Origin of the sequence: Sphingobium estronivorans, from assembly GCF_008692605.1 — a bacterium.
Classification (GTDB): Bacteria; Pseudomonadota; Alphaproteobacteria; order Sphingomonadales; family Sphingomonadaceae; genus Sphingobium; species Sphingobium estronivorans.
On the sequence record NZ_LFCT01000016.1, the window covers coordinates 1 to 16,646 of the forward strand.

The 16,646-nt window shown below is 64.1% G+C and carries 19 protein-coding genes and 1 tRNA gene; 2 read left to right on the forward strand and 18 right to left on the reverse strand.

The annotated features are described in order from the left end of the window. The 5 genes from F7P65_RS11980 to F7P65_RS12000 form a co-directional block, all read right to left on the reverse strand. Positions 1–252 (reverse strand): DUF2280 domain-containing protein (locus F7P65_RS11980; RefSeq protein ID WP_150291981.1); only part of this gene is annotated, 252 nt, incomplete at its 3' end. A gap of 28 nt (positions 253–280) precedes the next feature. Further along, entirely contained in the window at positions 281–718 is a 438-nt protein-coding gene (locus F7P65_RS11985) for a DNA glycosylase AlkZ-like family protein (protein WP_150291982.1), read from the reverse strand. A gap of 788 nt (positions 719–1,506) precedes the next feature. Beyond that, positions 1,507–1,920 carry a hypothetical protein gene (locus tag F7P65_RS11990; RefSeq protein ID WP_205452049.1) on the reverse strand — a complete coding sequence of 138 codons (414 nt, stop codon included), beginning with the start codon at positions 1,918–1,920 and terminating at the stop codon, positions 1,507–1,509. Continuing rightward, on the reverse strand, positions 1,917–2,375 hold the full coding sequence (locus F7P65_RS11995) for a Panacea domain-containing protein (protein WP_150291984.1): 459 nt from the start codon (positions 2,373–2,375) through the stop codon (positions 1,917–1,919). Before F7P65_RS11995 ends, F7P65_RS11990 begins: the two co-directional genes overlap by 4 nt. Before the next feature lie 288 nt (positions 2,376–2,663). After that, a tRNA-Ser gene (locus F7P65_RS12000) sits at positions 2,664–2,755 on the reverse strand. A gap of 229 nt (positions 2,756–2,984) precedes the next feature. On the opposite strand from F7P65_RS12000, the gene F7P65_RS12005 reads away from it, so the two are divergent. Beyond that, the gene (locus tag F7P65_RS12005; protein ID WP_150291985.1) at positions 2,985–3,797 is read left to right on the forward strand and encodes a DUF1134 domain-containing protein; all 813 of its coding nucleotides are present in this window, start codon (positions 2,985–2,987) and stop codon (positions 3,795–3,797) included. A 6-nt stretch (positions 3,798–3,803) separates the two neighbouring features. Here the strand turns inward: F7P65_RS12005 and dinB are convergent, their stop codons facing one another. The 3 genes from dinB to F7P65_RS12020 form a co-directional block, all read right to left on the reverse strand. Next, positions 3,804–4,886: a DNA polymerase IV gene (gene dinB / locus F7P65_RS12010; protein WP_150291986.1), complete on the reverse strand. Its 1,083-nt coding sequence runs from the start codon at positions 4,884–4,886 to the stop codon at positions 3,804–3,806. Positions 4,887–4,949: 63 nt separating this feature from the next. Next, a complete protein-coding gene (locus tag F7P65_RS12015; RefSeq protein ID WP_150291987.1) occupies positions 4,950–5,474 on the reverse strand; it encodes a YceD family protein in 525 nt (174 codons plus the stop codon). Beyond that, entirely contained in the window at positions 5,471–5,986 is a 516-nt protein-coding gene (locus F7P65_RS12020; RefSeq protein ID WP_150291988.1) for a ubiquinol-cytochrome C chaperone family protein, read from the reverse strand. Before F7P65_RS12020 ends, F7P65_RS12015 begins: the two co-directional genes overlap by 4 nt. Positions 5,987–6,073: 87 nt before the next feature. Here F7P65_RS12020 and F7P65_RS12025 point away from each other — a divergent pair, with 87 nt between their 5' ends. Continuing rightward, positions 6,074–6,643: an outer membrane protein assembly factor BamE gene (locus tag F7P65_RS12025; protein WP_150291989.1), complete on the forward strand. Its 570-nt coding sequence runs from the start codon at positions 6,074–6,076 to the stop codon at positions 6,641–6,643. A gap of 24 nt (positions 6,644–6,667) precedes the next feature. On the opposite strand, the gene F7P65_RS12030 is transcribed toward F7P65_RS12025, so the two are convergent. The 10 genes from F7P65_RS12030 to F7P65_RS12075 form a co-directional block, all read right to left on the reverse strand. Then, the gene (locus tag F7P65_RS12030) at positions 6,668–7,579 is read right to left on the reverse strand and encodes an NAD-dependent epimerase/dehydratase family protein (RefSeq protein ID WP_150291990.1); all 912 of its coding nucleotides are present in this window, start codon (positions 7,577–7,579) and stop codon (positions 6,668–6,670) included. Next, positions 7,576–8,559, reverse strand: a complete 984-nt coding sequence (locus F7P65_RS12035) for an ATP-grasp domain-containing protein (RefSeq protein WP_150291991.1) — start codon at positions 8,557–8,559, stop codon at positions 7,576–7,578. The genes F7P65_RS12030 and F7P65_RS12035 overlap by 4 nt, the downstream gene beginning before the upstream one ends. Beyond that, the gene (locus F7P65_RS12040) at positions 8,556–9,272 is read right to left on the reverse strand and encodes a metallophosphoesterase family protein (protein WP_150292178.1); all 717 of its coding nucleotides are present in this window, start codon (positions 9,270–9,272) and stop codon (positions 8,556–8,558) included. Before F7P65_RS12040 ends, F7P65_RS12035 begins: the two co-directional genes overlap by 4 nt. Positions 9,273–9,337: 65 nt before the next feature. Continuing rightward, positions 9,338–10,468: a glycosyltransferase family 4 protein gene (locus F7P65_RS12045; protein ID WP_150291992.1), complete on the reverse strand. Its 1,131-nt coding sequence runs from the start codon at positions 10,466–10,468 to the stop codon at positions 9,338–9,340. A gap of 1 nt (position 10,469) precedes the next feature. Next, complete coding sequence (locus F7P65_RS12050; protein WP_150291993.1) at positions 10,470–11,333, reverse strand: sulfotransferase domain-containing protein; 864 nt, start codon at positions 11,331–11,333, stop codon at positions 10,470–10,472. Then, positions 11,330–12,466, reverse strand: coding sequence for a glycosyltransferase family 4 protein (locus F7P65_RS12055; protein WP_150292180.1), 1,137 nt, complete (start codon positions 12,464–12,466; stop codon positions 11,330–11,332). Before F7P65_RS12055 ends, F7P65_RS12050 begins: the two co-directional genes overlap by 4 nt. 134 nt (positions 12,467–12,600) lie before the next feature. Beyond that, a complete protein-coding gene (locus F7P65_RS12060; RefSeq protein ID WP_150292182.1) occupies positions 12,601–13,839 on the reverse strand; it encodes an outer membrane beta-barrel protein in 1,239 nt (412 codons plus the stop codon). Beyond that, positions 13,839–14,414 (reverse strand): polysaccharide biosynthesis/export family protein, encoded by a 576-nt coding sequence (locus tag F7P65_RS12065; protein WP_150291994.1) that lies wholly within the window; start codon positions 14,412–14,414, stop codon positions 13,839–13,841. Before F7P65_RS12065 ends, F7P65_RS12060 begins: the two co-directional genes overlap by 1 nt. Before the next feature lie 130 nt (positions 14,415–14,544). After that, positions 14,545–15,384 (reverse strand): sulfotransferase family protein, encoded by an 840-nt coding sequence (locus F7P65_RS12070; RefSeq protein WP_150291995.1) that lies wholly within the window; start codon positions 15,382–15,384, stop codon positions 14,545–14,547. A gap of 19 nt (positions 15,385–15,403) precedes the next feature. Further along, positions 15,404–16,627: a DegT/DnrJ/EryC1/StrS family aminotransferase gene (locus F7P65_RS12075; RefSeq protein ID WP_150291996.1), complete on the reverse strand. Its 1,224-nt coding sequence runs from the start codon at positions 16,625–16,627 to the stop codon at positions 15,404–15,406. Positions 16,628–16,646 lie beyond the last annotated feature (19 nt).

A 16,646-nucleotide genomic window follows, 5' to 3' on the forward strand; every position in this document is an offset into this window, starting at 1 on the left:
TGTCCGAATTTCCGGCACCACCTCAATGGATGACACGTCCTCCAAATATGCCTTCCGCACAGCCTCAAAAATTGGCCGCCATTTACCGCCCGCTTCGAATTTGGGATGCTCTGGGTTGTAGGTGCGGACCTGTTGGATGGTCGTCTCAATGCCAAAATCCTCGCGGATCATCACCACCACCTCCGCTGGTGACGAAAATCGTGCGAGCGCCTGCACGATAAAGAGTTTCGCTTCCTCTGGTAGATCAGCCATGGGTCATCCTGTGGGGGTCAGGTGAGGGTTACTGAATGATTGAGCCGCGCTCTTCATACTCTCTGTATTCTGCTGGAAGCGGCGACTGTTTCGGCCAATACCCCGCTCCCTTTATGCTGCGAAAACGCCCTGATCGCCAAAGGTTGGTGCCAAGAACCTTTGCTTTGTCAGTCCCGTCAATCTGATAGCCCCGTGCCTCTAAGGCGTCTTGCAATTCAGAGCGAGTGAGGGGACGTTTGGCTGCCAAAATCAGTTCTTCGGCAGCTCTCATCATGTTGGCGACATGCTCACTGCGTTCCGCCCTGGACATCACCCGGCCAAAGAGGTCGCTTTGACTCGCACGTCCCAAGCTATTTTGATAATCATGGATAAGCGTGTTGAGAGTGCGTACTTTGGCGTCAAATATATCGCGCTGACGGGCTGCCGCATCGCGCTCTTCAATCATCTGTTTGAGTAGTGTATCCATGGCCGTTCCCCTTCTGAACTCATAGCCGAAAATCAACCCATTTTCAACTGTGAGTTGAATATTAACGTTTGCGAGTTGCCGATAGGGTGGCGGTTTGGTATAGAATGAAGGACTCCAAGGGAATCGGAGAAACTATGAGCTAATGTCGTAAGGCGAGACCGGCGAAGCGCCGATGAAAACGAAGAAAGGCCGACCTATCGGCCGACCTTCCCCAAAACCGGCGTCGGAACGCGGCTTCCGTGTGAGAACTGAAGAATCGCACCTTCCGATGCCACCGTCAACACGTTTATCGTAGGAGGTGCCTTATGGCTCCAGACGATGGCGAGTGGGTGATCCGGCAGTGTATCACGCTGCGTAACGGGACTCGGTTGTGCAAGCCCAAGGGGCAAGCCTTCCGTTTCCGGCCCACGAATCCGCGTCCGCCCAAGCGCGACGATGGATAAGATGGTGCGCCATCTACACAAGTGAGAAGGCAGGGCCGGGATTTATTCTCGGCCCTGACTAATTTGCCGGAATTTCCAGATTTGACCGAACCATCCCGAAGATGGCCGTACGCCTGTTCGCGAAGATTCAGTCCGTCGAGTGTGTATGATGCAGTCTCAGCGTCGATCAATTCGTTTCTGTAACTGCCCATTCATAGGGTCAATGACGGCTCGCTGCATATAGGGCGCTTCCGTCACGCGCGGCAGAGTTCGTGCCCATTTGAGAACCCCAGGTACTTGATCGCGCATTAGGATAAGGCCCGTTGTTTGAGCCGAATAATCCCCGATCTTGCCGATAAGCGGCCTTCAGGCTCCCAAGCGCTTCTTAAAATGATTGGTAAAAATCCCGACCAGCAAACCGGTAGTAGCGATGCTTTGGAGGTGAGAAATGTCTTCTTGCGCCAACCAGCGCCAGCACGGCGGGGCGACCATATGCCAAATCCAGACCATACTCACTCCGAGAATGGCAAGCGCCGCAGCATACATCGCGAGGAGGGCAACCCTCTCAAAGTGGTCACGAAAAGTTTGATTGCGTCCGTGTTCAGCTTCTGCGGCCTCTGACGCCAATTCTTCAGGTGAACGATTGCGAGCGAGAGATGCGGCCTCTTTCCAAGCCAACGAAACAGTCGGGCCATTTGCAGTGGCTTGAGCGGCCATTTCCTCTGTACGAGGAAGGCCCGGAATTATTGGTGCCGCGTTGCCCCCCGATCCCTCGCTCAAGCGTTAGTGCGCTCCTGCGCCAGCTTCTTGTAATGTGCTGCGATCAGCTCATTCGGAATTTCTATACCAAACTGGCCCGCCTTATAGGTCTGAGCCCACGGCGTATTGGCCATATGCGTAATATTCGAAAGGGCAATGCCATCCAGATGCTTGTACAAATTGTAGACCTGATCGATCATCGCTTGCTCATCCGAAGCGAGATGACCGGGAAAGGTCACTAATGGTCCCTGAACGGCACCTCTACCGAAATTGCGGACTCCATTGTACACATCCCGAATGACGGGACCGTACTGCCAAGCTTCAACACGCTGGTTAATCAAGGGCTTCCCTAGCAGACCCAATGTCCAGCCATGGGCAATGTAAACCAGCTTCAAAAGCTGCATTGGCGTAAGGGAACGATTTTCGCTTTCGGCTAATTCGAGAAGTCGATTAGCGACGAGACGAGCATCTGCCATCGATACCTCCTTACTGCCATACACGTAGCGTTCCCACTACGTTCCATGTGGCCGCCGCTTAGCGGAATTTCCAGTGCGGTTCTACGATTATCGCAAAATTGCCAGGGCCGTAATGTATGCCCTCGATCTGCGCGAAGCAAATCGTCAAGGCAGGATATGCTCAGGCCGCGATGGTGAACGGGTGCAACTGCCACACAACGGATACATGACTAGCGAAAAAAATATTGGGGAGCCTTTATGGGAACGCCATCCCAATCCCCGAAATTATCAAGCAAATCAGGGAAAAGGTGGCGGAGACGGAGGGATTCGAACCCTCGGTAGCCCCTTAAGGCTACGACGGTTTAGCAAACCGCTGGTTTCAGCCACTCACCCACGTCTCCGCACGAATTTGCCCACCGGAAAGGTGAACAGTGGCTAGGTGACGGCCTATAGCGGTGGCTTTCGTTCATGGCAACGGTCCTTCATCACGAAAATTTGCGACTTTTGCGAAAAAGGATTCGGACTGGCCCGGAATCGACTCGGGTCGCCGTTCGTTCATTGTCGTTTCAGCTTGTTGCCCGATAATCTAAAGGATCGTTTGAGTAGCGGGCCTTTTCGGGAGTATCGGGCATGATCGGGATAGTGGGGCGGGTATCCAGCCGCGTGGCGCGGGCCGGTGCGCTGGCGGCTGTGCTGGCCGGAATGACGCTGGCGCCGGTCGCGGCACAGGCACAGGTGCGCACGGTCGATCCCAATGCAGCCATCGATTCCGACCTGGCACCCCCACCGCAGCAGGGCAGCGCGCCGACCGAGCCGGGCGTCGACAACAGCGTCCAACCGGGCACCAGCTATCCGGCGGATAATAGCACGGCTTCGACGGCAGCACCTGCCGGCACGGGGGCCACGGCCACGGGCGCGCCGGTTACGGCGAACTCACCGCCCGCCGCGATGGCGCCCGGCGATTCCTACCAGCAGGACGACCTGATCGGTGCAGCCGAAGGCGTGTTCGGCAAGGGCGCGGAGGGCCTGGCCGGAATCATCGAGAAGATCCTGAAGGATCAGGGCCGTCCCAATGCCTATATCGCCGGGCGCGAAGCGTCGGGCGCGTTCGTCGTCGGGCTGCGCTACGGCTCGGGCACGCTGAATCACAAGATCGAGGGCAAGCGCGAAGTATACTGGACCGGCCCGTCAATCGGCTTCGACGTCGGCGGCAATGCGGCCAATACCTTCGTGCTGGTCTATAATCTTTATGACACGCAGGACCTCTACCACCGCTTCCCGGCGGCGGAAGGCACCGCCTATCTGGTGGGCGGCTTCACCGCCAGCTATCTGCGCTGGGGCAGCGTGGTGCTGATCCCGATCCGGCTGGGCGTCGGCTATCGGCTGGGGGTCAATGCGGGCTATATGAAGTTCACTGAAAAGCGGAACTGGCTCCCCTTCTGAGCATCGTCAGAGGGAAAGGCTGAGCTGTTCGCCAGCCTCCCCCTCCGGCTCCTCATGGTCCAGATTGTGCACGCCCAGCCCCAGCAGCCGCGCGCCCATGCGCAGCGGCAGTTGCGCCCGCAATAAAGCGCGCCCCGTCTCCATCAGCAGATCGGCCGACCGGACCGGCGCAGCAAAGCTTTTCGACCGGGTGATGATGCGGAAATCCGCGAATTTGATCTTGAGGACAATGGTGCGGCCATAGGCGCCGCTCTTTTCGATCCGCCCCCAGAGGTTGATTGCGATCCGGTCGATCTCCGTCACCAGCGCGTCTTCGGTCAGGAGGTCGTCGAAGAAAGTATCCTCGACGCTCACCGATTTGCGTTCCTGCCGTTCGTGGACCGGGCGGTCGTCCTCACCACGGGAAGCGCGATAATAATATAAAGCCGCGCTGCCGAAATGCTGCTGAAGGAAGGGCAGTTCACGCGCGCGCAGATCCGCGCCCGTTTCGATGCCCAGCGCCTGCATCCGCTTCGCGGTCACCGGCCCGACGCCGTGGATGCGGCGCACCGGCATCTTCGCGATGAAGGCCGCCCCCTCCTCCGGGCGCACGACGCAGATGCCGTCGGGCTTGTTCTGGTCGGAGGCAAGTTTGGCGATCAGCTTGTTGTAGGACACGCCCGCCGAGGCGGTGAGGCCGGTTTCCTCGCGGATCAGGCGGCGGATTTCCTCGGCAATGCGGGTGGCGGACGCCAGGCCCGGCTTGTTCACCGTGACATCGAGATAGGCTTCGTCCAGCGACAGCGGCTGGATGATGTCGGTGAAGCGCGCGAAAATCTCCCGCACCTGCGCCGACACCGCGCGATAGACCTCGAAACGCGGCCGGACGAACAGCAGGTCGGGGCAAAGCCGCCGCGCCCTTGCGCCCGGCATGGCGGAGCGGACGCCGAATTTGCGCGCTTCATAGCTGGCTGTGGCGACCACGCCGCGCGGCCCGCCGCCGCCCACGGCCAGCGCCTTGCCCCGCAGCGAGGGATCGTCGCGCTGCTCGACCGACGCATAAAAGGCATCCATGTCGATATGGATGATCTTGCGCGGGGGGGCTTCCATGGCCCCGGCTTATGCCACAGGGCCGAACGGAAGGGAAAGGCCGGGACGACTAAGCGTGCAGGCTCATTTCTTGTCCTTGAGCGACAGCAGCGCGGCAAAGGGGCTGGCCTGTTCCTCGGACAGCACCCCCGCTTCACGCAGGACGCTGTCCGCCTCGGGCGAGCGGGGATAGGGCGTCATGGCCAGCGCGATCGTCTCCGCCACCGCCTCGCCCATGTCGATGACCAGCCCATCAAAGCCGATGGTGTCGCAATCCTCGGCATCCAGTTCCAGTTCGTCGCCTTCGGGCGCGTCCGCGCCCTCCTCGACGAAGCGGAGGAGGAAATCGGTATCGACCGTCTCCGGCACCGCGACGCCGGTCGCGACGCAGGGCTGCGCCAGCGCGGCGCGGACCCGGCCACGGGCGAAGATCGCGCCATTTTCCTCATTCAGCGTGTAATCCGCCTCCAGCCGGTCGAAGGCGAGCAAATGGAAACGCTTCGCCAGCGCTTCACGCTCGGCAGAATCGGCGGTGATCGTCACCGGCTGCGCATGACGGGCAAGCTGGTCGATCCGCACGGGCCGCGAAAATTCAGGGTTGCTGTTCATCCAAGGTCTCCCGCCATCAGCGCGTCGCGGCTGAGGCCGCCCAACCGCACCCAGCGCGCGCGCAGATGCGATTCGACATGCGCCAGCGCGTCGGCGGGCGGCGTCTGGCCGCGATAGAGATTGCGCGTCAATGCCCCGGCCAGATCCTCTTCGCCCGCCAGCGCCGCGCGATAGGCCGCCAGGCGGCCGCCCAGCGCGCTCACCATCCGGCCGATATGCTTGCCGACGACGACATCGCCAATCCCCTCCTGCCGCAATTGGCCATCCATATCGTCGACGAACAATTCGGTCAGCCACACGCTTTCCTGCGCCGCACCCAGCCCTTCCAGCCGCATCAACGCCTGCGCTAAGATCGCGACGATCATGTCGAAACGGCCGTCGATGCTGTCGGGAACCTGCCCTTCCACATACCAATGAGGCTGGCGCCCCTCCGCGACGATGGCGTTGTAGAGGGTGCGCATCGCGTCCTTTGGGTCGCTTTGCGCGAACAGGCGCTGGAAGATGCTGGGCATGACGAGACTGTTTCCTGGCTGAACCGAAAGGCGGCCCCTTGCCGAGGCCCCCGCATTTCCATATTGATCGCCCAGCCGCCCGATGCAATGGCGGCTTTGTTTTTCGGCAAGGTCCGGGGTCGCCCCCCGCAGGAGAAGTTCATGCGCCAGTTCAGCCGCCAATCCCGCAGCGGGCGGATCTTGCTTGCGGCAGGTCTTTGCGCATTGGTCCTCGGCGCGTCGGGCTGCACCCGCGTCCGCACCCATCAGGGCTATCAGGTCGACAAGCTGCTGGTCGATTCGATCCAACCGGGCATCGACAACCGCGCCTCGGTGGAAGGGACGCTGGGCCGCCCGAGCTTCGCCGCGCAGTTCGGAGATCAGGACTGGTATTATGTGTCGCGCGACATGCGCGCGCTGGCTTTCTCCAATCCCAAGCCGGTGGCGCAGACGGTGCTGCATGTGCGCTTCGACGCAGCGGGCAATGTCGCCGCCGTGGATCGCATGGGGATGGAGCAGGTCGCGAAAATCTCACCCTCGGGCGACAAGACGCCGACGCTGGGCCGCCATCGCAGCCTGTTCGACGAAATCTTCGGCAATATCGGCGCGGTCGGTGCCGGCGGCATGGGCGGCGGTGGCGGCGGCAGCAACACCGGCGGCGGGCCGAACGGCAGCTAATAGCGGGAGGCAATCCGTGATGCGTCAGCATCTCAGCGGGTTGGTATAAGGCGCCGGGCTGAACTCCAGCCCCGCCAACATGCCGCGAAGGCCATCGACCAGGGGCGCGGGGCAATAGCCCAAACCCCGCAGGCGATCGATATTCAGCGGGGGAAAGCCCCAATCCTCTTCGGTTGCCGATTCGTGGACGACCGCAGCGCCGGTTTGGCGGGCCAGCAAGTCCGCCAGTTCCGCTATGGTCGTACGCATTCCGCTGCCGATATTGAAAGGGCCGCTTTCCTCGCTGCCCAGCAGGAGCAGCATCGCCTGCACCACATCCGCGATCGATACGAGGTCCGATCCGAACCCCCCTTTGCCATGCACGGATATGGTGCCCCCGGATGCCGCCCGCATCATGGCACCGAGCGCGCCGCTCTGCTGCCCCTCCCCATAGACCGAACCGAGCCGCAGGGTCTGGAGCATCACCCCCGCCGCGCGGCAACGCTCCGTCGCGTAGATTTCCTGCGCGATCTTCGACCCCAGATAATAGCCCCTGCTGCGCGGGAAGAGCGGCGCGGCCTCGTCGGGCGGATCAACGGTCGGCGCATAGGCATTGGCGCTGCTCGCCTGCATGATCCGGCCAACCCCGTCACGGATCGCCGCCTCCACCAGATGCAATGTGCCAAGCGCGTTGACCTGCCAGCACCGCACCGCTTCCGCCGGGTCCTGATGGTTGGCCGGGATATGCGCCGCGAGATGGATGAGCACGGTGCAGCCCTTGAGATCAGGCGTTCCGGTGTCGGCCGCCGCCAGATCCAGGTGGCGCCATTCATCGCCCTGCTCCCCGGGGCATTGCCGGGAAAGATGGCGGATGCGATACCCCCGCTGCCGGGCAGCCGCCGCGAAATGGCGGCCGACGAAGCCCGAGCCGCCGGTCAGGGCCAGCAGCGGCCTCACCGCACCGCGTCGATCCGGTCGTGCGGCACGAACATCTCGTCCAGATGGCGCAGGATGACACCGGACCGGACCGGCGGTTGTGCGATGGGCGTGCCGTAGAGCAGCTTGCGCACGCACATCTCGACCTCGTTGAAGCCCGCCATGGCGCGCAGCGGCGTGGTGCCGGAAAAGCGGGCATTGATCTCGAACACGCGGGGAACCCCCTGGTCGTCCAGCCGGAACTGGAAATTGGCCGGGCCATAGGGTTGCAGCGCCTGGCCGAGCGTGCGGACCTGTTCGTTCAGGTCCGGATAGTCGCCGGTATAGGCGCGATAGGTGTTCCCGTCGCGCAGGTCGCGGCGCATCACGATGGACGCCTGCACGTCGCCGTCGAAGACGAGCGTGCTGGCGGTATATTCGCAATCGGGATCGCCGACGCATTCCTGCACCACCAGCCCGCTCCGTCCCTCCAGCGCCTGCGCCAGTTCGACCCGGTCGTTGACCAGCGAAACGCCGACCGAGCGCGCACCGATGCGGGGCTTCACGATCAGTGGGAAACCGATGCTGCCGACCAGCGCATCCACCGCTTCCTGATCCTCCGCGCACGCGGAGGCGGGGTGAGGCAGGCCGACGCTCTCGAAGAAGCGGGCGGTTTCCAGCTTGTCGTCGGCAATGGCGACAACGCGCGGATCGCTGACCAGTATATGGGTACGGAACAGCGCTTCGATCCGGTGACGCTCGGCGGCGAAATAGGAAAGTTCGACATCGGTGCCGACCAGCACGACATCGGGCCGCTCGCGGTCGAGCAGTTCATGGATGCGGTCGCCAAAGGCCGGGTCGTTGGCGAAGGGCAGGCGATAGGCCGCGTCCGCCCAATACAGGCCCGAGGACAGCGGATTGGGGTCCGCCGCGATCAGCGCGCAGTCCAGCGTCGATTGCCGCAGCGACTTGATGATGCCCTGCCCCAGCACCGCCCCCGCTCCCGTAACGAGAATCTTCATGTGAAAAACCGGCAGAGCCGCTCCTGCGTGGCGGCGGACAAGGTGGTGGCGCGGATGGCGTGCATCTGATCCTCCGGGTCGAAGTCAATGTCTCGGGTTTCGACGGTCACAAGATCTCCTCTGATTTCGATCATCGCCCATTTCGGCATCCGGTCCGCATCGTCTCGGGGCTGGCCGAGCGAACCGAGGGTGAAGATGGTGGCGGCGGCGCAGTCATAGCGGCGATGCCGGTGGACATGACCGAACAGGCCGTAGAGGAAACCCTTCGCCGCAACGGCCTCAGCGGCCTCCTCCGCCTCCTCTGCCGAGCGGATATAGCGCCAGTCGCCAAAGGCGAAGGGATTGGCATGAGCGACGAACAGCGGCCCTGAAGACCAGCTTTCCTGCCAGTCAAAGGCGCTCATGCTGCCCGCCGGGATATGGGCGGCGGTCCAGTCGACGCTTTCGCGCAGCCAGTCGGGCAGGCCGGCGCGATAAGCCGCCGCCATGGGCGAGGATTGGTAGAGCAGGTCGTGATTGCCGCTGATCAGGATCGCGCCGTCGCGGGTGGCGGCGCCCTGCACCAGCTCCAGCGTTTCCAGCGGCTGCACCCCATAGGTCAGCAGATCGCCCAGGATCAGCATAGCGTCGAAGCCTTCGCGCCGCGCGGCGGTCAGGGCAAGTTGCAGCGGGTGGCTTGCCGCATGAATATCCGTCAGGGCCGCGATGCGCATGGCGTCCATTTTCCAGAGCGGGTCGGACCGCAGAATTAGCATGGAAGCCGGCGGGGCAGGCTGTGTCAGGCGGGTATATCCCTAATCGCCGCGCTGATCCGGCCGACACGCCGGCCCTTCGCGCGCAATTCGTCATAGAGGGCGAGATGGGCAGCGGCGCAATTGTCGATGGAAAAATGCCGGGCAGTTTGCAGCGCACCCGCCGACAGGATGGCATAGCGGTCGTCATCGGCCAGCATGGCGACGATGGCCCGCGCCAGCGCGGCGGGATCGGACGGTGGAACCAACTCGCCGTTGAAGCCCGGCACGACCATCTCCCGATTGCCCGCCACCTGGGTCGCGACGATGGGCAGGCCGCTCATCGCGGCTTCGATGAGCGCGATGGGAAACCCCTCCCAGAGCGAGCAGTTCACGAACAGGTCCGCCTGCCGCATCAGCGCGTCCACATCGCCCCGCGCGCCGAGCAGTTCGACGGGTTCGCCGGCAGCCTCCGTCTTCAGCCGGTCGAGCATCGGTCCGCCGCCCGCAATGCAGATGCGAACCGTGCGGCCGTGCGCGGCCAGCGCCTCGGTGATGGGACGTGCCGCCTGAAGGAGCGTGCGATAATCCTTCTGTTCGGAGATGGTGCCCACGGCAAGGATCAGGGGGTGCTGCGCGGCTTTGCGGCGCGGCTCCGGCGCCTGGAAACGGGCGTTGGCGGCATTCATGATCCGGTGGATCGGCTTGCGTGCATGGCCGCTCAACAGCGATTCGCACTGTTCGCTGATCGCGACATAGGCGTGAACGATGGGGTTGAAGGCGTGGAAGGCCGCAGCGGGAAAGGACAGGCGGCTGTTATGATGGGTCAGCACCACCGGCACGCCCGGCATGGCGAGCGCGATCAGCGGCAGGGCGCGGGCGGTATGGGCGTGGATCACATCCGGCCGGATGGACCGCAATGCCCGTCGCAGCGCCAGCGCGCCGCCGATCCAGTTGTTGCGATGGGCCTGCCCCAGGGACAATGCCCGCGCCCCGCTCTGCCGGACGCGCGCCATCATCATGGCTTCGGTCTCGGCGGCATTGCCGACCTGCGCCGCATCGCTGAGCGCGAAGACCGCCGCCTCATGACCGGCCCCGGCGAAGGCTTCCGCCAGATTGCAGACCAGCATCTCCGCGCCCCCCGAGGTGAAGCTGGTGATGATCGAACAGATGCGCATGTCAGCGGACCAGATCGACGCCCGTGGCGGCGAGCAGCCTGAGCGCACGCGGCGACAATTCGGCGCGGCAGCGTTCCAGCACGAGGTCCGCCTGATCGGCGTTCAGCAACTCGCCGAAGGTCCCCGCCTTGCCGCTGCGCATCCGCAGGCTCTGGTCGTCATTGCGGTCGTAATCATGGCCGGGAATGCCGCCATCGCGCTCCTTGTCGCGCATCCGATCGAACTGCGCGGCGGCGACGGCGCGGGCGACGAGATCGCCTTCCGGCTCCACGCCGAGGAAGGAGAGAATGCCCGCCACAGTCGGCGCCGGCTGCGCCAGCATATGTTCGTAGCTGATAAGGTGATGCGGCCGCCCCGCCAGCCCGTCCGCCCAGCCATTCAGATAGCCGGTGAGCGCGGCCAGCCCATATTTGGGTTCATTCAGGAAAGCGGCGATGTCGCCGGCGAACGTCTTCTTATGACGGGTCGCGTGAAAATAGGCCGATACAATCACATCGCGCGGATCGCGGACGAGGAACAGCACCGGGCGGTCGAGGAACAACCGCTCGCGATAAGGCAGGTGGCTCACCAATATCAGCGGGAGCGCAGCGTCACTGCTGCGCCCGACAAAGGCATCGATGCCGCGCACCGGATCGCGGTCGAAATTGGGCAGGACGCGGAAGGTGCTGGTCAGGTCCGGCTCGAACCCCAGCTGGGCGCTTTCCGCCAAATAACAGGAGAGCAGGTAGCGCAGCCAGGTCCGGCCGCTTTTGGGATAGGAGACCAGAAAGGCGTCGGCCCGCGCGGCGGCCAGCCGCAGATGCGGTTCGTCCCGCAAGCGGCGCCGCATCGCCCGCGCGAAGCCCTTCAGCGACATCATGTTCATGATCCTGCCCTCACGCGATGATGGTCCAGAACAGAGGTGATGACCGACTGCCAATGCGCCAGCACCTGATCGTGGCCGAACAGGGCCATGCGCTGCCGGGCGGCAACGCCCAGCGCAGCGCGGCGCGGCTCGTCGGTGCAGAGCGAGACGATGGCGTCACCCAGCGCAGCGCAATCGCCATTGGGCACCAGCAGGCCGCTCGTCCCATGCTCGATCATTTCGGCGGGTCCCCATTGGCAGTCGAAGGAAATGACCGGAAGGCCAGCGCCCATGGCCTCGCCCACGACGATGCCCCAGCCTTCGAAGCGGGAGGAAAGGACGAACAGATCGGCCTTGGCGATCCATTCGCCGGGCGTCCTGGTGACGCCCTGCAGGCTGACGCGATCGGTCAGGCCCAGCCGGTCGCGTTGCCGCTCCAGCGCCGCGCGCTCCGGCCCTTCGCCCCAGATCACCAGCCTCCAGTCGGGGATGCGCGGCGCGGCGCGGGCAAAGGCGGCCAGCAGCAGGTCGAAGCCCTTTTGCGGCACCAGCCGCCCGACCGCGCCGATGGTGCGGCCTTCGGGCCTGCGCGCGGCCTCCGTGACGGCGGGCGGCACGGGATTGGGAATCACCCAGCCGTTCACATCCATGGCGGCCGTGAACCAGTCCATCGCCCCTTGCGTCATGGTGACAAGGCCGACGGCGCGCGGATAGGTCATTCGCCGCAGCCTGCCCCAGACCGGTCCCACGCCCTGCAAGGCGGGATTATTGCGTTCCGACACGATCACTGGAATGTGGAGCGACCGGGCAGCCAGCACCGACAGGATATTGGTGCGGGTGAGGAAGCTTACCACCAGTTCGGGCCGGACCTGCTTAAAGGCCCTTTTGAGCAACCTTTGCCGGTGTAGCATGGCCAGCGCGCCAGACGCCGCCAGGCGACGGCGCGACTTCATCCCCAGCCGGACGATCCGCACATCGGGATGATGGGGATAATAGGGTTCGGTGGACGGCTCCTCGAACGCAATCAGGGTGATCGCCCAGCCCTGCGCCGCGAAATGGTTGCAGAGCAGGCTGACAATATGTTCCGACCCGCCCGCGCCAAGCCCCGGAAGGACGAACACGACATTGGGTGGCCTGGATGCCCTTACCAGCATGGCGGCGGAGTCCTGTATAATCACGCTGTTACGGCGTTCAGTGTCTCCGCCGGGGCAGCCCAAGTCCATTGCGCGAAGGGGGTATGGCCTGCCTCTTTGGGTGTTGCCGTTTCAGCTCGGGATGACCGCATTCATCAATAATGGAACCGCAGTTCCAGCCCGACGCGGGTCCGTTCATATTCATCCAGCGGATCGGTGCTGTTGCGCTTCGACCAGCGGGCCGTGGCCGCCAGGGCGATGCGGCGGTTGAGGGCATATTCCAGTTCGCCGGTCACGCCATAGATTTTTTCGGTAAGGCCGGTGCCGAAATATTTGCTGCGGCGATAGACCAGCCCCACTTCGCCGCGCAGATTGTGGCGGACTTCCTGGGAGACGCCCAGGCGGAAGCGCATATCCTCGCGCGACTGCACGCCGGTGCGGTAGGTGGCGACATTGCCGATGAAGCCGTCCAGCGTCACGGCGGTGCGCGGCCGCGGCGAATAGACCAGGCCGACCTGCGCCGACAGGCGGGTGCGCGCGTCGATCCGGCTGTCCTTGGGATCGAAGCGATAGACGCCGACGGCCGCCTCCCCCCGGATCGTGCCGCCCGGATCGATGGCGACGCCGGCACGCCCGCCATAGGTGTGCGAATCCCGATCCAGTTCGCCCAGTTGCGGCGCCTGGCGGAAGTCCCGCTGCGACACGAAGCCCTCGACAAAGGCGTTCATCAGTGGCGACACGCGCAGCATGACCCGCGCCAGCGCGCCCAGATTGTCGAGATCGCGATTATCGTCGATCGCCTTGGTATAGCGGAAGCGCGAGGCGGTGCCCCGCAGCATGAAGCCGATACGCGCGCCTTGATGGGTATAGCCCAGTTCGCCTTCCAGCGCGTTGAGTTCGCGCGGGCCGATGGAGGGCTGGGTATTGCCTTCGGGTTCGCCGCGATCCTCAATGACGTGCTGCCAACTGGCGTCCGCCGTCAGCCTGTCGGAAACGGAAGGGGCCCAGTTGAGGCCCGCCGCGACCTTGCCGCCATTTGCATTTTCGCTGTCATGTTTGAAATAGCGGCGAAAATCGCCTTCCGCGCGGGCGGTCAGGTCGATCACGCCGCCCTTGCGGTTCAGCTCGACATAGGGGCGCAGCACTGCGCGGAAGTCATCCTTCTCGCCAAAAGCCTGCGCATAGATATTGCTGTCATATTCGATGCGCGCCACCCCGCCAATCTCCACCGTCGCGCCGCCGACCGTCAAGGGCGTCGGCACGAACAGCGCTTCGGGCGCGTCCAGCGCGGATGTCGGCGATTGCAGATCCTGCGCCCGCGCAGCCGACAGCGGCACGCCGCCAAGGGTCAGCACCAATGCGGCAGCCGCGCCGCCCGACGCCATGCCGCGCATCAGAACCACTTTTCATAGATGCGGACGGTGTCGCCCGGCTGGATCATGTCACGCTCGCTCGCGCGGCCGATCACCTGCCGCCCGTCGACCATGCGGGTAATGGCGACGCTGCCCTGTTCGGCCCGGAAGGTATAGCCGCCCGCGACGGAGACCGCCGCCAGCACCGACATGCCGGCGCGATATTGATATTCGCCGGGGCTCTTCACCTCGCCCAGCACATAGAAGGGGCGCAGCCTGACCGGCTGGACGCTGACCGTCGGGGCATTGAGCAACTGGCGCTGGGTCAGTTGCTGGGCGATGCTGACCTGCAATTCGGGGACCGTCTTGCCGCCGGCATCGACATCGCCCAGCACCGGCAGGGAAATCTGGCCCCGGTCGTTGATGACATAGCTGCCATTGCCGGGATCGGCGGCGCTGAGGCCGGGTATCGTCACGCGAACCTCGTCCCCCGCGCCGAGACGATAGGCGACGGTCGGCGCGGGCGGCAGGCTGGCAAGGCCCGATGTGCCGCTGGAACAGGCTGTCGTCAGGGCGAAAAGGCCAAGGAAAAGACCATGATAAAGCCGGTTGCGCATCTGCGTCCCCTCTCGGTTGGATGCGTGGAAGTTTAAGCCCTTCGACTGATTCAGGGGCGGGCAATAACGGGTCGGAGCAGGCAAAAAGGGGCGAGGCGGGCATCGCTTTGGGGATGATTCAAAGGAGAGGTCAGGCCGCCAGCCGCCGGTCCTGCTTCCAATGGCTGAGGTCCCGGCCGATCAGTTCCTCCAGATCGGCGATGTCGCTGGCATAATAGTCGACCATGCGCTGGCGCAGCGCAGATGGGAGCGCCGGATAAGCGATCTGGCGCGCGAACACGCCGCGCACCCGCTCGAACATCGGATGACCGCGCAAGGGACGGACTGCTTCCTTGAGCGGCGCAAGCGCGGTGCGGACCGGCAGCGGCAGGAAGCGTTCGCTGCTGTCGTTGCGCGGGTCGGACCCCACCTGCGTCGAATAATGGCAGGGCACGCCGATATGGTCGCTGACGATGGCGACGGTGGCTTCGGGCGCGGCCTTCACATCCTCGAACAGGATGACCTTGATCTGCTCCGCATCGAAATGGCCGAGCCAGCGGCGCAGATGCCGGGCGTAAAGGCCGTCCTCCAGAAAGCGCGGCTGGTCGCTGGGACGGCCGTCCAGATACTGTTCGGGTCCCTCGGTCACAGTGCCCCGGCGGAACAGCATCTTGTAGTCGGAATAGGCGCGGTCGACCGGATTGCGCAATTGCACCACCAGCCGCGCCTTCGGCATCGCGGCGGCGAGGCGGGCGGCGGCATCGGGGTGGGCGAGATAATCGGCGGACTTTTCCCCCAGCATCTGGTCCGGACGCGCGCCGTCGAAGAAGCGGCGATAATGGTCGAGGCCGCGTTCATATTCCTGGCTGAAGAAATGCGGCTCGGGCGCGGGCAGGAAAACCGCCGGATTGTCCTGAAGCTGATTGTGGATCCAGGTGGTCGCACCTTTCACGGCGCCGATGATGACGAAATGCGGCAGGCGGTCGTGCATCGTTTTCGCTCCCCTTTCGTCAGGATTCCATCTCGGCCATGGCGATTTCCAGACAGTTGGCGAGACGCTGCATGTCGCTGTCGTCGAGCAGATGGTCGACCGGAAAGGCGATGCTGCGCCGGCCCAGGTCCTGCGCGACCGGCAGCGTGCCGTCACGGCGCACATCCAGTCCGGCAAAGGCGGCTTCCCGCGTCATGTCGGCACAGGATCCGCTGCCGACCGGCATCCCCATGCGCGCCATCCGGTCGATGACCGGCGCTGTCCCCGCTTCGTCCAGGCGCTCCGCCGCGATGGTGACGTAAAGCCGGTAGAAGGCATGGCCGACGCCCTCCGGGATTGGCGGCACCTCGACGGCCGGATCCTTGCTCAACAGGTCCATCAACACCGCCGCGTTGCGGCGACGGCGGGCAAGCCACCCGGGCAGCTTGGCGAGTTGCGCCCGGCCGATGGCGGCCTGCATCTCGGTCATCCGCCCATTGCTGCCGAAACTGTCGTGCAGATAGCGAAAGCCGCTCGCGGTGGCGGGAGTGAAGAATTTGTCCGGATTCTTGCCATGGTCCTTATAGGCCCAGGCCCGTTTCCACTGGGCTTCGTCGCGCAGCAGGACCATGCCCCCCTCCCCGCCGGTCGACATGATCTTGTCGGTGCAGAAGGAAAAGGCGGCGGCGTCGCCGACGCTGCCGACCGGGCAGCCGTGGAGGGTCGCGCCATGCGCCTGCGCGCAATCCTCGACCAGCCAAAGGCCTTTTTCGTCGGCCAGGGCACGCAGGGCCGTCATGTCGCAGGGCCAGCCCGCCAGATGCACGCACAAAATGGCGCGGCTGCGTCCGCTGAGCATCCGGCGTGCGGACTGCGGGTCGATCGTGTTGCTGACCGGATCAATGTCGGCGAAGACGGGCGTGGCGCCCACCGCGACGATGCAGGCCGCGCTGGCGAAGAAACTGCGCGAGGGCAGGATCACCTCATCCCCCTGCCCGATTCCCAGGGCCCTGAGCGCCAGTTCCAGCGCGACCGTGCCGTTGCTGACGGCAATGGCATGGGGAACGCCGCAAAAGGCCGCGAACTCCGTCTCGAACATTCGGGTCTGTTCGCCATGGATCATCGAATTGACCCGGCCTGTTTCCAGAATGCGCGTGACCGCTGCGATCTCGTCCCCCTCATGCTGCGGCCAGCGCAACTGCGGATTGTCGAGGGGGCTGAGACGGAATGGGATGGTGGCTTGGGCAGGTGCGGCTTGCATCATGTTTTCCCCAAAGAACGGG

Bases quoted from the DNA above. Each gene is read 5' to 3' on its own strand.
- F7P65_RS12055 (WP_150292180.1), bottom strand. From the start codon at position 12,466: ATGCTGGTAAGGGCATCCAGGCCACCCAATGTCGTGTTCGTCCTTCCG.
- F7P65_RS12050 (WP_150291993.1), bottom strand. From the start codon at position 11,333: ATGAACATGATGTCGCTGAAGGGCTTCGCGCGGGCGATGCGGCGCCGC.
- dinB (WP_150291986.1), bottom strand. From the start codon at position 4,886: ATGGAAGCCCCCCCGCGCAAGATCATCCATATCGACATGGATGCCTTT.
- F7P65_RS12075 (WP_150291996.1), bottom strand. From the start codon at position 16,627: ATGATGCAAGCCGCACCTGCCCAAGCCACCATCCCATTCCGTCTCAGC.
- F7P65_RS12060 (WP_150292182.1), bottom strand. From the start codon at position 13,839: ATGCGCGGCATGGCGTCGGGCGGCGCGGCTGCCGCATTGGTGCTGACC.
- F7P65_RS11985 (WP_150291982.1), bottom strand. From the start codon at position 718: ATGGATACACTACTCAAACAGATGATTGAAGAGCGCGATGCGGCAGCC.
- F7P65_RS11995 (WP_150291984.1), bottom strand. From the start codon at position 2,375: ATGGCAGATGCTCGTCTCGTCGCTAATCGACTTCTCGAATTAGCCGAA.
- F7P65_RS12065 (WP_150291994.1), bottom strand. From the start codon at position 14,414: ATGCGCAACCGGCTTTATCATGGTCTTTTCCTTGGCCTTTTCGCCCTG.
- F7P65_RS12045 (WP_150291992.1), bottom strand. From the start codon at position 10,468: ATGCGCATCTGTTCGATCATCACCAGCTTCACCTCGGGGGGCGCGGAG.
- F7P65_RS12005 (WP_150291985.1), top strand. From the start codon at position 2,985: ATGATCGGGATAGTGGGGCGGGTATCCAGCCGCGTGGCGCGGGCCGGT.
- F7P65_RS12035 (WP_150291991.1), bottom strand. From the start codon at position 8,559: ATGAAGATTCTCGTTACGGGAGCGGGGGCGGTGCTGGGGCAGGGCATC.
- F7P65_RS12070 (WP_150291995.1), bottom strand. From the start codon at position 15,384: ATGCACGACCGCCTGCCGCATTTCGTCATCATCGGCGCCGTGAAAGGT.
- F7P65_RS12040 (WP_150292178.1), bottom strand. From the start codon at position 9,272: ATGCGCATCGCGGCCCTGACGGATATTCATGCGGCAAGCCACCCGCTG.
- F7P65_RS12015 (WP_150291987.1), bottom strand. From the start codon at position 5,474: ATGAACAGCAACCCTGAATTTTCGCGGCCCGTGCGGATCGACCAGCTT.
- F7P65_RS12020 (WP_150291988.1), bottom strand. From the start codon at position 5,986: ATGCCCAGCATCTTCCAGCGCCTGTTCGCGCAAAGCGACCCAAAGGAC.
- F7P65_RS12025 (WP_150291989.1), top strand. From the start codon at position 6,074: ATGGCGGCTTTGTTTTTCGGCAAGGTCCGGGGTCGCCCCCCGCAGGAG.